The 13,411-nt window shown below is 31.8% G+C and carries 11 protein-coding genes and 1 tRNA gene; 7 read left to right on the forward strand and 5 right to left on the reverse strand.

Annotated features, from left to right (window positions below; genetic code table 11):
• Positions 1-138 precede the first annotated feature (138 nt).
• On the reverse strand, positions 139-483 hold the full coding sequence (locus V8G56_RS06405) for a hypothetical protein (RefSeq protein ID WP_395437607.1): 345 nt from the start codon (positions 481-483) through the stop codon (positions 139-141).
• A 178-nt stretch (positions 484-661) separates the two neighbouring features.
• Positions 662-841 carry a hypothetical protein gene (locus V8G56_RS06410; RefSeq protein ID WP_395437608.1) on the reverse strand — a complete coding sequence of 60 codons (180 nt, stop codon included), beginning with the start codon at positions 839-841 and terminating at the stop codon, positions 662-664.
• 809 nt (positions 842-1,650) lie between these two features.
• On the opposite strand from V8G56_RS06410, the gene V8G56_RS06415 reads away from it, so the two are divergent.
• Positions 1,651-1,866 carry a hypothetical protein gene (locus V8G56_RS06415; protein ID WP_395437609.1) on the forward strand — a complete coding sequence of 72 codons (216 nt, stop codon included), beginning with the start codon at positions 1,651-1,653 and terminating at the stop codon, positions 1,864-1,866.
• Positions 1,867-1,978: 112 nt separating this feature from the next.
• Here V8G56_RS06415 and V8G56_RS06420 read toward each other — a convergent pair whose 3' ends face one another.
• Both V8G56_RS06420 and V8G56_RS06425 read right to left on the reverse strand, forming a co-directional pair.
• Positions 1,979-2,719, reverse strand: coding sequence for a DUF6090 family protein (locus V8G56_RS06420; RefSeq protein ID WP_395437610.1), 741 nt, complete (start codon positions 2,717-2,719; stop codon positions 1,979-1,981).
• Between the two features lie 467 nt (positions 2,720-3,186).
• A tRNA-Leu gene (locus V8G56_RS06425) sits at positions 3,187-3,268 on the reverse strand.
• Positions 3,269-3,413: 145 nt separating this feature from the next.
• On the opposite strand from V8G56_RS06425, the gene V8G56_RS06430 reads away from it, so the two are divergent.
• The 3 genes from V8G56_RS06430 (at position 3,414) to pth (ending at position 5,776) form a co-directional block, all read left to right on the forward strand.
• A complete protein-coding gene (locus V8G56_RS06430) occupies positions 3,414-4,355 on the forward strand; it encodes a ribose-phosphate pyrophosphokinase (RefSeq protein WP_395437611.1) in 942 nt (313 codons plus the stop codon).
• Between the two features lie 67 nt (positions 4,356-4,422).
• A complete protein-coding gene (locus V8G56_RS06435; RefSeq protein ID WP_395437612.1) occupies positions 4,423-5,070 on the forward strand; it encodes a 50S ribosomal protein L25/general stress protein Ctc in 648 nt (215 codons plus the stop codon).
• Between the two features lie 139 nt (positions 5,071-5,209).
• Positions 5,210-5,776 (forward strand): aminoacyl-tRNA hydrolase, encoded by a 567-nt coding sequence (pth, locus tag V8G56_RS06440; protein WP_395437613.1) that lies wholly within the window; start codon positions 5,210-5,212, stop codon positions 5,774-5,776.
• Between the two features lie 33 nt (positions 5,777-5,809).
• Here pth and V8G56_RS06445 read toward each other — a convergent pair whose 3' ends face one another.
• Positions 5,810-8,797, reverse strand: coding sequence for a zinc-dependent metalloprotease (locus V8G56_RS06445; protein ID WP_395437614.1), 2,988 nt, complete (start codon positions 8,795-8,797; stop codon positions 5,810-5,812).
• An 80-nt stretch (positions 8,798-8,877) separates the two neighbouring features.
• Here V8G56_RS06445 and V8G56_RS06450 point away from each other — a divergent pair, with 80 nt between their 5' ends.
• The 3 genes from V8G56_RS06450 to V8G56_RS06460 all read left to right on the forward strand — a co-directional run bounded on the left by V8G56_RS06450 (position 8,878) and on the right by V8G56_RS06460 (position 13,409).
• Positions 8,878-9,810 (forward strand): bifunctional riboflavin kinase/FAD synthetase, encoded by a 933-nt coding sequence (locus tag V8G56_RS06450; RefSeq protein ID WP_395437615.1) that lies wholly within the window; start codon positions 8,878-8,880, stop codon positions 9,808-9,810.
• 75 nt (positions 9,811-9,885) lie between these two features.
• Positions 9,886-11,157 (forward strand): serine--tRNA ligase, encoded by a 1,272-nt coding sequence (serS, locus tag V8G56_RS06455; protein WP_395437616.1) that lies wholly within the window; start codon positions 9,886-9,888, stop codon positions 11,155-11,157.
• A 470-nt stretch (positions 11,158-11,627) separates the two neighbouring features.
• Positions 11,628-13,409: a tetratricopeptide repeat protein gene (locus V8G56_RS06460; RefSeq protein ID WP_395437617.1), complete on the forward strand. Its 1,782-nt coding sequence runs from the start codon at positions 11,628-11,630 to the stop codon at positions 13,407-13,409.
• Positions 13,410-13,411 lie beyond the last annotated feature (2 nt).

A 13,411-nucleotide genomic window follows, 5' to 3' on the forward strand; every position in this document is an offset into this window, starting at 1 on the left:
AACTGGCACTTATCGCAGTATGTAACAAACTAATTAAACAAGCTTTTGCTATTGCAAAATCAGGCTTGCCATATGATCATAATTATGTAATAAAATAATCTAATAAAACATTTGGATTTTAGCTTAGTTCATTGTTAACTACTTTCTTTTTTTTAAGGTTAATTGTATTTTACCTAAAAACCCATATTCAACTATAAGTTCATTTTTGGTCAACTTTTTAATATAAACAGAACCATCCTTATCTAAAAATATGGAATCACCTTCAATTCGCCAAGCAAAAACTTTATCCACCTCAAAATCCGAAATTAAGTAAATAGAATCTGATTTAAATTCCACAAACTCCTTTTCTGACAATTCTACTTCCCCCGTTTCAATATCAGTAGAAGATACAACGTCCCAAATCCCCAAAAGGTCATCTTTTTTATGATTTTGATTGCAACTTAATATTATCAAAGCCAATAGAATAAAAATTATTTGTTTCATTGTAATTGTAATTAACAATTGGATATAGTTAATACCTATATCCACACTATATTCTCAAATATACTAAGCAAATAAAAGCCATTCTATGATTTATGTTAGGTTTATAAAGACAACTATTAACACACAATACTATAAATTATGTAAAGAAGAATGTTACTGAATGCCGTTGTGAAACTATTTAAAATTTTGCAGAATACTTATCAAGACTATGCCCATATTTAAAACTTCTAACTTCTGTTATGGTGTTATGTTCTGAATCATAAACAACTTCAACAAAGAACTTATCTATGGTATAACAGTTAATGCGAATATCTTTAGTAATAATTTTATTAATATTATAAATGATAAAATACTTCAAGTTAAAATTTAAAAAACCTTCTCCCTTTATGCACAATATAGAATATGTGACTATTCAAATAAATTTACATATATAAGAGAAGGCCTTAAAAATTATATTTCTTATAAAGGATAGTTTAAAAAAAAAGAATAATCCTTCCCAGAATTACTCTTTTTTAGAATTAGTCACTTCTATATTTATTAGAAACGATAAATAAAAGTATTTTTTTTTATAAAAAAGATGACTTTTGTTAGGTTTTAAATTGTAAGTATAGAGCATAAAAAAAAAGAGAATCATTCTAAGCAGAACAATCCTCTTTATCGCTATTAATATAAAACCAATAAATAACATTACATAACACTACAAAAAAAGGGCTTTTGTATTGATTAAAACATGACTTTTGTTAGGTTATGAATTGTAAGTATAGAGCCTAAAAAAAGAGAACCATTCTAAGCAGAACAATTCTCAATTTCCCCTATTAATTAGTAGGGGGTTATCATTAAGCAACATAACAAAGTAAGCAGTCTTTTATCTGTTGAAATATGAGAAATATCATTCTTTCATACCTATAATTATGTAGTTCAACTAAAAAATATTCACAATATATGTAAAGCACATCTTTAAGAGGCTTTTAAATTAACAAGTAAATTCCTTTTACTACTCTTTTTATACCCCTATATCATTTTCTGGCGTGAGTAAAATCACTGCATAGATGCGATGTAACATTTGAAAGGTTTGTAGGGATCTGATGGTTTCCCCCTAAATCAAACTGCAATCTCAATAAGTTGTTGTAGGTTTTTAAAAGTCTACTTATAGAAAATATTTAAAGTATGGATAATAGTATTTTTCTTTATGTGGCTGTTTTGATAGGTCTGATAATTATAGGTGCCAAAAAAGGTTGTGATAAAGGAAGTAGTAAGCACAAAACATTTTGGAGAGTGACTATGATTTTAAGTATTATTTTAGCATTACCTCTTTTAGCGGTTCTCTCATTGGGACTAATTATGAATGCATCGGGCATTGTAAATCCTATGACAGCAGTTTAAAAGCCTCATATATCTGCAAGGCTTATCTTTTGAATAATTATTAAAACATCTTCTTATAATGTAAGTATGTTAAACTCGTATAAGGTCATTGGTTATTATAAGACCTTAGTACTTATTTTTTAAAATTTCGGCTATCCAATTCTTTATTGATATCACCAATTAAAGTATCTAATTTTTTATCAATTTTTAAACACTTGGTCACTCCGAATGACCTCACTTTAATAATTAAAGACAAGGTATTTAAGAATTTTTCATCTTTTTTGAGGGTTTCAAAATCATTAGGAATTGCAAAGGAACTATTTTCTAAATCTGACCTTATATTTTCAGCAAAAAAAGGCATCACAATGTCTTGATTTATATTCCACACCCATTTATCCCAATCATTAATTAAATTTGCAAAATCGGACTCATAAATATTTGTGATTTTCGCTTTTAAAACATCATTTTTTATGAAATCTACCCCCTTAGATTTTAAGGTTTCATATGATGTATAGGTTAGATAAGGTGAGGTCCAAGTGGGAAATTCACCAAAAATAGTATCTAACTCTGCAGTATAAGGTAAATCTTTAGAAACATACGTTGCGAGATATTTTAATTGTCCAATTTGATCTTGGTTATAACCATAAGTCTCTTTTATATTTTTCTGAGATTCTATTAAATCAGATTTTATATCATTTAGTAAATTTAATTCTACTTTCCTCTCTTGTCTTAACTCGTTTGCTATATTTAATTGTAATGCAATCAATATTCCAATAACAACCAAAACAATTTCACCAACAGCATATCTTAAATATTTTATTGGCTTGTTATCATCCGCTAATGTTTTACGGATTTTTCTAAAGAATGGAATCATAAGGTTGGTTGGTTAACTTCAACAAGTTATAAATATAGAAAGAAAATTCCACCACTTATTTTTTGTTTCCAAAAAAATTAGTGTGCGTCATTATAAGCCTATTCCATGTCTTTCTTTTTCGGGACATGGGTGGGTCAATTAGATAATAAGAAGGTAATATGTTTGTTCTAAGTAGTTCGTTTTGATTGAACATTGAACACTTTATATTAAAATATTTATAATGTATTGAAATATATTAAGTTATAATCATTTTTTACATTGAACAGTAGATTGAACACTAATTGAACAGATTGAACAGTTTTTTTATTGGAATTATAGGTTTAGCCGCTGGCGTTACTTGTTTTAACTTTATTAAATCAAATAAAGCAGTTATGTTGAAATAATAGTTAAAAACACATTAATCGTACAAATATCGTAACAATAAAAAAGCCAACCATCTTATAATCAGATAATTGACTTTTTATTTGTACTCAAGGTGGGAATCGAACCCACACACCCGAAAGTACTGGATTTTGAATCCAGCGCGTCTACCAATTCCGCCACTTGAGCAATTTTGGATAGCAAAAATAAATATATTTTCCGTAATTTCTTTAAAAATAGCTCAGAATATGTTAATCAGGTTAAAATAAATTTCTAAATTTGCACCTCGTTTAAAATTAGGTACTGTTATATACTAATAAACAACATTTTAACTATGTCTTACATTATTACCGAAGCAAAGATTTTTCCTTGTACACAAAGTATAGAACTTGCTCAAAAAATAGCAAACTCATATGGAGCAGAGCTTGGTAATGTAATTACCTCTAAATACAGTGATGGTGAGTTTCAACCATCGTATGAAGAATCAATCAGAGGCACACGAATTTTTATTATTGGGTCTACCAATCCTGGCCCTGAAAATTTAATGGAAATGTTGTTAATGATTGATGCCGCTAAACGTGCGTCAGCGAGACATATTACAGCCGTATTGCCTTATTTTGGGTGGGCAAGACAAGACAGAAAGGATAAACCTAGAGTTCCAATTGCGGCAAAACTTGTGGCTAAAATGCTTGAAGCAGCGGGTGCTACAAGAATTATTACCATGGATTTGCATGCGGATCAAATTCAAGGGTTTTTTGAAAAACCAGTAGATCATTTATTTGCATCCACTATTTTTCTGCCCTATGTCAAAGGTTTAAAACTTGATAATTTAATGATCGCTTCTCCTGATATGGGAGGTTCTAAAAGAGCCTATGCTTATTCAAAGGCATTAGAATGTGATGTGGTGATTTGTTACAAACAACGCGCTAAAGCAAATGTTATTTCTCATATGGAATTAATCGGTGATGTTAAAGGAAAAAATGTGGTACTTGTTGATGATATGGTTGATACTGCTGGAACTTTAACAAAAGCAGCTGATTTAATGATGGAGCGTGGTGCGATAAGTGTCAGAGCCATATGTACACATCCTATTTTATCTGGAAATGCCTATGAAAACATAGAAAACTCCAAATTACAAGAATTAATAGTAACAGATTCTATTCCACTAAAGCAAAAAAGTGATAAAATTAAAGTCTTGACTTGTGCTGATCTGTTTGCCAGTGTGATGCATAACGTACAATATAATAGATCTATTAGTTCAAAATTTATTATGTAAAAATGTTTCCTGAAGTTTTAAGGCTTAGGGTTTAAAAGAGAGTATTAATAAACAATTATAAATAAAAATGAAATCAATTACACTTAACGGATCTCAAAGAGAAAGCGTGGGCAAAAAAGCAACAAAAGCCTTACGTAATGCTGGTCAGGTTCCTTGCGTATTATACGGAGGAGATAAGCCAGTTCATTTCTATGTTGAAGAATTAGCTTTCACCAAACTTGTATACACGCCTAATGCGCATACAGCTGTGATTGCACTAGACAATGGTAAAACGTATAATGCAGTAATGCAAGACATTCAGTTTCATCCTGTTACAGACAAAATTTTACATGTAGACTTCTACCAATTATTTGAAGATAAACTTGTTACTATGGATATTCCTGTGCACATCACTGGAAGTTCTCCAGGAGTAAGAAATGGAGGTAGATTATTATTTAGAAAAAGAAAACTTGCAATTAGAGCATTGCCAAGTAAGCTTCCAGATGTCTTTAATGTTGATATTTCCAAACTTAAAATAGGAATGCTTATTTCTGTTGAAGAGCTTAAGAGTGAAGATTTTACAATTCTCCATCCAGACAGTCAAGTAGTAGTACAAGTTAAAACTGCTCGTACAGCTATTGCGGTTGCTGAAGATGAAGAAGAAGGCGCAGAAGTTTTAGAAGGCGCAGAAGCTACTGCTGAAGGAACAACTTCAGAAGAGGTTACTCAAGAATAAGGGTTTTTAAAATTAAAAAAGGAAAAGCATTCTGTTATATTCAGGATGCTTTTTTATTTTTACTTAAAATTATTCTTTTATGTGGACGTTTTTAAGGAATCTTTTCAAAACAACCAAGCACCTAGAAGAACCGAATACTATGAAGAAATATTTAATTGTAGGATTAGGGAATATTGGCGAGAAATATGCTGATACGCGTCATAATATTGGATTTAAAGTGTTAGACGCTTTTGCTGAACAGGAAAATTTAATTTTTGAAACGCAAAAACTGGGAGATCTGGCCACCTTTAAATTAAAAGGAAAAACGATGATTTTTTTAAAGCCAAGTACTTTTATGAATCTTAGTGGAAAATCGGTATTATATTGGTTGACTAAAGAAAAAATTCCTTTGGAAAACCTACTGGTTATTACAGATGATTTAAACCTGCCCTTTGGAAATATAAGGCTAAAAACGAAAGGCAGTGATGGAGGTCATAACGGTTTGAAGGATATTCAGGAAACACTACAAACAACCAATTACAATAGATTTAGATTTGGCATTAGTGATGCGTTTAGCAAAGGTAGGCAGGTAGATTATGTTTTAGGTGAATGGAGTGCAGAAGAATCTGAAAAACTCAAAGAACGTTTAGATACTTCAGTAAAGCTTATTAAGTCATTTGTTCTGGAAGGTATCAATATTGCCATGAATAAGTATAACGGAAAATAAAAAAAGAAAGCAATTGGCTTTCTTTTTTTATTTTTATTCTATTATTAATTTTTTGGTAGTTTTTCTTATACCATCATTTACATTTAAAATGTACATTCCTGATTGCACATGGTTTAATTGTATTTCTTGATTAAAATCGCCAACATTTTGGAAAGATTTATTAAAGATGATTCTTCCTCTAATATCAAAAAGGTCTATATTGATACTTCGTTCAAGAGAACCATTTAACTGAATAGTAAATGTTCCTTTATTAGGATTTGGAAAGACCTTAAAATTATCAAACCCAAACTCTTCTACAGTTAAGGAAGGTAAAACATTAATGGTATAATCTTCAACTTCTCCATCAAAACCAGTTTCACAAGAGCCGGCAGCCGTATCATATTTTGTTGATACACGCATCACTGTATTTCCTAAAACGGCATTGGCAGGAACTAAAATGGACAATGGAGAATTGGAGGTTACTCCATTGCTTACATTAGTGGCTGTTCCTAAATCATAAGATTCACCAGGATCATTAAAACTACAGTTTTGATTCCAGTCAATCCATGCATTGCTCCTTGTTGTAAAATCACCATCGGTATTGACATTAACCGTCAAATTATATGCGTTTGATCTGTTTACATTTGTAGAAATGGAAGTGTAATCATTATACCCAGATGTCTTGTTTGAAATATTATTAATAGTGTTGAATTGCACTCGCGTTATACTTGTGAGATAAAGGAGATTTCCTCCAGAGTTACATAGGCCATTATAAAATGGTAAATTAACTGAAATATTTTTTGTGATTATTGAAGAAGTTCCGGTTACATTAAACACGTAATCTCCTTCTGTTGTTAAATTAGTAATAGTTAAAGTAAAAGTACCTGAACTGCTTAAATTTGTTGGTGAAAAAACGGCCGTAGCTCCCGAAGGCAATCCTGATGCACTAAATACGGTATTATTTGAAAACCCATTAACAGCAACATAATCAAAAGTATAAGTTACTGAAGTAGCACCACATGTTATTGGAGCAAGTGTCTTTTCAACAATAAAAAAATCTGGATTTTGAGAAATAGAAAAGTTAAAATCAGAAACATCATAAAAAATATTGTCAATGGCTTCGATGATTATTCTTGCATTTGATGTGTCAGAAATAGCAGGAACCGTATAGGAGAATGCGCCATCATTAGGAGTATTGCTGGCTATCATTATTGGGAATGTTAAGCCTCCATCTGTTGATAATTTAATGGAAACATTTTGACAGTTGATAGTAGCGTTAGTTGTTTGTCCAACCACCCAATTAATAGTCACAGTATTTCCTTGTGCCCAGGAAACAGGATTTTGTAAGGTAAAAGGAGTGACGTCCTCTACAGTAATTACCATAGTATCAAAGCTTGTTTGTCCTCCAATAGCATTTAATGGATTTCTGTCTCTTACGGTCAACGCCCAGTTTAATGTTCTGGCCACCGTTGAAACAGTTTCCCAGTCACTTCCCAAAGTGGGATTTGTTTGTGTGGTATTGCCAAGTAAAACACTACTAAAACGGGGAATATATCTATTGGGAGAGGCAGAAGGAAGTAAAGATCTGTTCATAGGGCCTGAAGTTAATTCTGGTCCAAAATTTAGATAATTAGAGACACCACTATCCGTTTGTTCCCAACAGTAAGTTAGGTTATCATTTCCATTTGGATCGGTAGCCAAACCTTTTAGAACATAAGCCGTTCCTGGTGGAATATGATAATCATTTCCTGCATTGGCACTCGGTGGATTATTGGAAATAATACTGGTGGTCTGGCAAGTTTTTGTAGTGAGGTTTTCTAATATTTGTTTGATGCTATGGTAATGAAAATAGTCATCACTATGTAATTGTATTTCATCAGAACCACCTGTTCCGGCATAGGCCATAATGGTAGATCCGTTTCCAGGCTCAGAATTGACACCGCTGCCTTCAACATCAAAAGCCCAAGTGTGATTGCCTCCCATTTGGTGACCTATTTCATGAGTCACAAAATCCAAATCAAAGGAATCACCTTCTGGAATGGCATCAGCAGGAGACGTGTAAGCGCTTCCTTTTTGATTATTAACGCAAACACAACCAATACAGCCCGCATTACCACCACCACCACTTGCGGCAAATAAGTGGCCAATATCATAATTTGGATTGCCAAGTTCTGTGGTTAATGTACTTTGCAATTCGTCGCTCCAAGCGCCGTCAACACCTATGCTAGCATCCGAATAGGGATCTGTTGAGGCATCAGTATAAATTAATTGTGTGGCGTCAACAAGTTCAAACTTAACAGCCATGTCTGTTTCAAATACTTCATTAACTCGACTTAAGGTGGCGTTAATTGCTGCTAAAGCACCAGGAACAGTACCACCATGATAGGCTGTATACTCTCCGGTCACTGAAATGGCAATTCTAAATTTCTGTAAAGTTTTATTATTCGCACCGCCTTCATCAAGCAATATTTTAGAACTTTTTGAATTAAAGGCTTGATTAAAATCTTCAATGGTTTTACATTCAAATGTATCTGTCAAGTTGTTTTTCGAATCATCATCATATAAAACATAGACATTTGAACTTCTGGAAATGGGTTGCATAAACAAGGTTGGTTTATCACCAATAGTCAGCATGATTTGTACACCTTGAGGAGATACGCTCATACGTACTTTAGTGCCGGAATTGTTGACGCTATAACCCACATAAGATTTTATATTTGGATATTTAGCGGCAAGAGATGGAGAAAACACGGGGTCTTCATAAATTCTGAAAGCTTCTGATTCTCCTTCACTAGCAGGCAGTTCTATAATGGTTTCACTTTGTTTGTTTCCAACGGTTCTTAAACTGGCTTTGGAGATTTTTTTATTAAATGAGGCCATTTCAAGTTCAAAAAAATCGACTTTACTTTTATCTAATTTTAACTTAGTTATAAGTTCAGGATTTTTAGGAGATTCAATTTTTTTCCAAGAATTTTGACCAATTGCCGAAAAGGCAATTAAAAAAATTGTCAATGTGAAAACATAATGTAGTTTTGCTTTCATTTAATTTTGTTTAGGGCAATTTCAATTAAATAGTTAAAACAAATTTAGCTTTTTTTAGTCAGAATAGCAATGAAGCGTTTATGGGGAATATTAATAGTATAGAATCATATCAATCTAATTTTAATACGGTAGTGACAATAGGCACTTTTGATGGCGTTCACATAGGCCATCAAAAAATTATCAAGCGTTTGGTGAACACCGGCAAAGCCAATAATTTAAAATCGGTTATTCTTACTTTTTTTCCGCATCCAAGAATGGTTTTGCAAAAAGAGGCTAAAATAAAACTTATTAATACCATTGATGAGCGTACCCATATTATTGATAATCTGGGATTGGATTTTCTGCTTATAAAAAAATTCACCAATGAGTTTTCAAGACTTTCTGCAGAAGATTTTGTGAAACAGATTTTGGTAGACAAACTTCATGTAAAAAAAGTAATTATTGGTTATGACCATAGATTTGGAAGAAACAGAAATGCTGATATTGAAGATTTAAAGACTTTTGGAGGACTTTATAATTTTGAGGTTGAGGAAATTTCTGCACAGGATATTGATGATGTTGCGGTGAGTTCTACTAAAATCAGAAAAGCATTAAATGAAGGCAACATTGAAACTGCGAACAGGTATTTAGGGTATGATTTTATGTTGACCGGAACCATTATTAAAGGAAAAGGATTGGGTAAACAATTAGGGTTTCCCACGGCTAATATTCAGATAAAGGAAGACTATAAACTCATCCCTAAACAAGGGTCTTATGTTGTTAGTGCTTTAATTAATAACCAGAAAATCTATGGGATGCTCAATATTGGAATGAACCCAACTGTTAATGGTGAAAAGGAAAGCATTGAAGTGCATTTCTTTAACTTTAATCAAGATCTCTACAATAAAAATATTCAAATTAATTTGCTGCATCGTCTTCGTGATGAGATTAAATTTAATTCTGTTGAGGCCTTAAAAAAGCAATTATCAAAAGACCAACAAACATCGCTTAATTATATAAAGAGCAAGCTTTAATTAATTCTATTTTACATTAAAAACAAAGCAGAAATTCTTAGTAATTCCCTAAATTTGTGACTTAAATTTTAAAACATGTTACAAGTACCGTTTATTAGAGAAAATAAAGATTTGGTAATTGCGGGATTAGCAAAACGAAATTTTGAGGCTAGCAGTTTAATTAATGAAGTTATTTCATTAGATGAAGACCGAAGACGTATTCAAACTGAACTAGATGGTTTATTAGCGGAGTCAAATACATTATCAAAAGAAATAGGGAACTTGTTTAAATCTGGTGAAACTCAAAAAGCCAATATTTTAAAAGAAAAAACAGGCCAAATAAAAGAAACTACCAAAGAGCTTAATGAATCTTTAAACCTTAAGATTGAGTCATTAAACCAGTTGTTATATAAAATACCCAATATACCAAATAGCCGAGTTCCTTCAGGTAGCTCTGAAGCCGATAACGAAGAGGTTTATAAGGAAGGTACTATTCCTGTTTTGCATACAGGGGCATTGCCTCATTGGGAATTAGCCAAGAAATATGATATTATCGATTTTGAATTGGGTAATAAAATTACGGGAGCTGGATTTCCTGTCTATAAAGGAAAGGGAGCAAAACTTCAGCGTGCTTTAATTACTTATTTTCTGGATAAAAACACCGAAGCAGGTTATACAGAATACCAGTTGCCACATCTTGTAAACGAAGCTTCAGGCTTTGGAACAGGACAATTACCTGATAAAGAAGGTCAAATGTATCATGTTACTGAGGATAATTTATATTTAATTCCAACAGCAGAAGTTCCGGGAACCAATATTTTTAGAGATGTATTACTTAATGAAAGTGATTTACCTATTGGAATTACCGGTTATACGCCGTGTTTTAGAAGAGAGGCAGGAAGTTATGGAGCTCATGTAAGAGGATTAAATAGATTACATCAATTTGATAAAGTGGAAATTTTACGTATTGAGCATCCAAGCAAATCTTATGAAGCTTTAGACGGAATGGTTAATCATGTAAAGACCATCTTACAGGAACTAAAATTACCTTATAGAATATTGCGTCTTTGCGGAGGTGATTTAGGTTTCACATCGGCCTTAACTTATGATTTTGAAGTGTTTTCTACAGCTCAGAATAGATGGTTAGAAATATCTTCTGTATCCAATTTTGAAACCTTTCAAGCCAATCGTTTAAAATTGCGTTTTAAAAATTCTGAAGGAAAAAATGAATTGGCTCACACGCTGAATGGAAGCTCATTAGCTTTACCAAGAGTGCTTGCGGGAATTTTAGAAAATTACCAAACAGAACAAGGTATTTTAATTCCGGAAGTATTACAAAAATATACAGGATTTAAGTTAATTGATTAATTCCAGTTTTTATTATCAAAAAGTAGTCTTTAGATTACATAAAAAATCGTACGTTTTAACAATTATCGATTAAGTGATAAAAATTTTGGTCGTTTAACGATTTTTTTAATTTTTTTTTTGAGATTTCATATTTATTTCTGAAGTTAGCTGCTCCAAATCTAGTTAACCTTTAAACCATGAAAAATCTCAAAAGAATCTTTCTTCTTTTATTACTAGTTTTCTTTGCAAGCAAGGTCTTGTTCTCAGATTTTGAATTAACAAAATCTGAAAATAAAACCACTGCAGTTGTAAATAAATAGGGATTAATTTCGTTTGAAAAATGTCCCCAATCTAGTAATTATTTCGTTTTTAAATATTAGCGGAAATTAATAGGTATTTATTTAGGTTGGTAAATGCCCGGATTCTATTCGGGCATTTTTTTTATAATAATATTTACAAAATCAACCCGTCACATTTGTTATCTTTACCTTATGAGGTATATTTTAATAATACTGTTTCTTATAGGTGCAAATGCATTCTCGCAGGATGCGGATATATTTGCAAAAGACTACTTTGAAAATGGGGAATATGAAAAGGCTTTAATTGAATATCAAAAATTATTTGAGCAATCACCCAATAATATAAATTATATTACCCAAATAGTGAGTTCTTATCAGCAGCTAGAACAATATGATGAAGCAGAAAAGTTTTTATTAAAACTTATAGAAAAGGTTAATTACGCCGCTTTTTTTGTTGAATTAGGATATAATTTTCAATTAAAGAATGATTTGACAATGGCTAATAATTACTACTCAAAAGCCTTGTCAAGTCTTGATATAAATGTTAACAATGTATTTAATGTCTCGCGCAGTTTTCAAACCCATTCATTATTAAATGAAGCATTGGCAACCTATGAAAAGGCCATGATATTAAAACCTGATTTTAATTTTAAATTACAAATGGCTCAGATTTATGGTGAGCAGGGTGATGTGGAAAAGATGTTTGTGAGTTACATAGATTTTGTGCAAAATAATCCAGTTGCTTTAAATAATATTAAACGCGCTATTAATGATTTTATAAGTGAGGATGCGACAAATGAAAATAATATTTTTCTAAAAAAAATCCTGCTAAAAAAAATGCAGCAAGAGCCTAATATTCTTTGGAACAATATGCTTAGTTGGTTATTTATTCAACAAAGAGATTTTGATAAGGCTTTTATTCAGGAAAAGGCCATATTTAACAGACAACCCGAAAGTCTTGATAGAATAGTTGAATTGGCAAACATTGCAATTAATGAGAATGAAGATGCTGTAGCTAAAGAAATACTGTCATATTTAATTAGCACCGCTCAAGATTTAGAAACTTTAATTAGTGCAAATGATAGTCTGCTTCAAATAGAAATCAAGGAAAGTTCAAATAAGGATTATGATAAAATTAATGCGAAATTCTTGGCTTTGTTTAATCAATATGGCACCTTTTCACAAACACTGGATTTGCAAATAGCTTATGCTCATTTTTTAGGGTTCTATTATAATAAAACTTTACAAGCCACCGCTTTTTTAGAAAATACGCTTGAATTACCTTTAAATGATTTACAAAAAGCGAAGGTTAAGTTAGAGCTAGGTGATATTTATGTTTTACGTGAAGAATTTAATACTGCTTTGGTGTATTATACCCAGATACAGCGTAGCTTAAAAAACAGCACCATCTCACAAGAAGCACGTTTTAAAGTGGCTAAAACAAGTTATTATAAGGGTGATTTTACTTGGGCAGAATCGCAACTTAAAATTTTAAAAGCATCTACTTCACAGTTAATTGCAAATGACGCTTTAGATTTGAAACTTTTGATATCAGATAATAAGTACGAAGATTCTCTTCAAGTGGCTCTAAAGTTATATGCAAAGGCAGATTTAATGGCCTTTCAAAATAAAAATGAAGAAGCCATCATGCTGCTGGATACCATATTACAAGAACATAAAACAGAAAGTATCGTGCCTCAAGCATTATTCAAACAAGCCCAATTATTTGAAAAGGGGAAGGAATACCAAAGGGCTGAAAGTAATTACTCTAACATTTTAATAAATTATAAAGAAGGTATTCTGGTTGACGACGCCACTTTCGCTTTGGCCAATGTATATATGAATTACTTGTCTGACCCAGAAAAGGCAAAGGCCTTGTATGAAGATATTGTTTTTAATCATGCAGATAGTATTTACTTTATTGAAGCAAGAAAAAGGTACAGAGCTTTACGCGGAGATGCTATAAACCTATAATT

This window comes from Gaetbulibacter aquiaggeris, assembly GCF_044003965.1.
In the GTDB taxonomy this organism is placed as follows: Bacteria; Bacteroidota; Bacteroidia; order Flavobacteriales; family Flavobacteriaceae; genus Yeosuana; species Yeosuana aquiaggeris.

Excerpts from the sequence above, each read along its gene's own strand:
- V8G56_RS06405 (WP_395437607.1), bottom strand. The coding sequence starts at position 483 with ATGAAACAAATAATTTTTATTCTATTGGCTTTGATAATATTAAGTTGC.
- V8G56_RS06415 (WP_395437609.1), top strand. The coding sequence starts at position 1,651 with ATGGATAATAGTATTTTTCTTTATGTGGCTGTTTTGATAGGTCTGATA.
- V8G56_RS06420 (WP_395437610.1), bottom strand. The coding sequence starts at position 2,719 with ATGATTCCATTCTTTAGAAAAATCCGTAAAACATTAGCGGATGATAAC.
- V8G56_RS06430 (WP_395437611.1), top strand. The coding sequence starts at position 3,414 with ATGTCTTACATTATTACCGAAGCAAAGATTTTTCCTTGTACACAAAGT.
- V8G56_RS06435 (WP_395437612.1), top strand. The coding sequence starts at position 4,423 with ATGAAATCAATTACACTTAACGGATCTCAAAGAGAAAGCGTGGGCAAA.
- pth (WP_395437613.1), top strand. The coding sequence starts at position 5,210 with ATGAAGAAATATTTAATTGTAGGATTAGGGAATATTGGCGAGAAATAT.
- V8G56_RS06445 (WP_395437614.1), bottom strand. The coding sequence starts at position 8,797 with ATGAAAGCAAAACTACATTATGTTTTCACATTGACAATTTTTTTAATT.
- V8G56_RS06450 (WP_395437615.1), top strand. The coding sequence starts at position 8,878 with ATGGGGAATATTAATAGTATAGAATCATATCAATCTAATTTTAATACG.
- serS (WP_395437616.1), top strand. The coding sequence starts at position 9,886 with ATGTTACAAGTACCGTTTATTAGAGAAAATAAAGATTTGGTAATTGCG.
- V8G56_RS06460 (WP_395437617.1), top strand. The coding sequence starts at position 11,628 with ATGAGGTATATTTTAATAATACTGTTTCTTATAGGTGCAAATGCATTC.